This window comes from Neptunitalea chrysea (assembly GCF_027924145.1).
Lineage (GTDB): Bacteria > Bacteroidota > Bacteroidia > Flavobacteriales > Flavobacteriaceae > Neptunitalea > Neptunitalea chrysea.
In genome coordinates this window covers 1-1,740 of sequence record NZ_BRVP01000057.1, presented here as the reverse complement: position 1 = coordinate 1,740, position 1,740 = coordinate 1, and the positions used below count along the sequence as shown (strand labels likewise).

The following is a 1,740-nucleotide window of genomic DNA, read 5'->3' as shown; positions in this document are numbered from 1 at the left end:
AAGAGGCCGTCCTAAAAGTATTTAGGGCGGTCTTTTAGTTTTGGATTCTTTTACATCTATTGATTCCTCAGTAAAATATTTTTGATTATTTGACTTTAATAATCCTTAGCAAAATAGCGATGAGTGCTCTATGCACTCTTTAGGAATAGTTTATTGAGGTTATGAGCCATGGCTACCAGTCCTATTTCAGTTTCTACCTTGTCTATGCCCCTAAGCATACACCTTTTATAGTTCATATTTTGCTTTATATTACCAAACACAGCCTCTACTTCCCAACATCTTCGTTTGCGATGGGTAATTCCCTGCTCGCTCAGTAACCGCTCTTTTGCTTGCCTTTTATAAGCAATAAGTTTGTGATTTCGTTCAATAATTCGATTGCCTTTACTTTGATGGCATATCCCTCTTAAAGGGCATCCTTGGCAGTTTGCAGCCTGATAACGATGGTAAGTCTGTAGGTGTCCTGTGGTAGTTTTACTTTGTTTTTCTCCTATATAATTCATAGGCTGCCCCATAGGACAATAATAGGTATCTGTCTGCTGGTTATAATGGAGTTTATCTGGATGGAAGGGGGCTTTATCTACAAGGGCTTTGGCTTGTTTTTGTTCTTTGTGGAAGTAGTTGTACTTAACAAAGGCTTCTATGTCTTTATCTTCAAGTGCCTGATAGTTTTCTTCACTACCATAACCAGCATCTGCTGTTAGAGTTTCAGGTGTCTGTTCAAAGGCTTTTTCAAAACCTTCCAAATGATCGATAAGAGTGGTAGTGTCGGCTGTGGTTTGCGCCAGCGAGTAATGTACTATAAATTGATTATTGGTGGAAGCTTGTAGATTATACCCGGGTTTTAGCTGACCATTTTTCATGTGATCCTCTTTCATGCGCATGAAGGTAGCGTCAGGGTCGGTCTTACTCATACTCTGACGATGCCCTAACTTCTTTTGCTGTTCGTTGTACTTAGCTACATTCTTAGGCCAGTTCTTTTGCGCATAATTTAGTTTCTGTTTTACCTTACTATCAACAGTTTTTTTTTCAAGTGCCTGATTAATTTGTTGTATAGTGGCTGAGACTTTCTCAGGATCTATAGCTGCAAAATCAGGAGTATTTGGTAGTTGTTCTTCATCAGCATAGACTTGTTCTACATACTGCCAGAGTTCTTGTAATTGCTTCTCGATTCGTGTGCGGGAATTTTTTATACTTTTAGCCCATACAAAAGTATATTTATTAGCATTAGCCTCTAACTTAGTGCCATCAACATAGATATCCTTTAAACTTAAATAACCTTGCTCATTTAAAAGAAGTACTACTTGATTAAATATCTCTTTGAAAGAATCTTTCAATTTACCCGAACGAAAATTATTAATCGTATTATGATCAGGCTTTGCTCCACCGCTGAGCCAGATAAAATGTATATTTTCAGAAAGTGATTGCTCGATCTTACGTGAAGAATATAAATTCCTTAGATAAGAATAAACCAATATTTTCAATAAAACTTTAGGGTGATAGCTTGAGGTACCGCCGCCACGATATTTCTGTTCCAAAAAACTTAAATCTATCGATTCAAGTATCGTGTCTACTATCCGAACGGGATGGTTATCAGGTACTAAGTCATCATAACTCGGTGGTAAAAGACTAAGCTGTGACTGATGGTAGGTTTTCCAAACTTGCTTACGATTCATTCTTAAATTTAAGCAAAATCTAAATTCTTTCAAAAACAAGAGGCTGCCTTTTTAGACAGCCTCTTTT

Annotated in this window: 1 protein-coding gene; it reads right to left on the bottom strand. The window is 37.2% G+C overall.

The genetic code is table 11. From position 1 onward, the window contains the following. Positions 1–128: 128 nt before the first annotated feature. Positions 129–1,673 (bottom strand): IS1182 family transposase, encoded by a 1,545-nt coding sequence (locus tag NBRC110019_RS16650; protein ID WP_281756599.1) that lies wholly within the window; start codon positions 1,671–1,673, stop codon positions 129–131. Between the last annotated feature and the right edge of the window lie 67 nt (positions 1,674–1,740).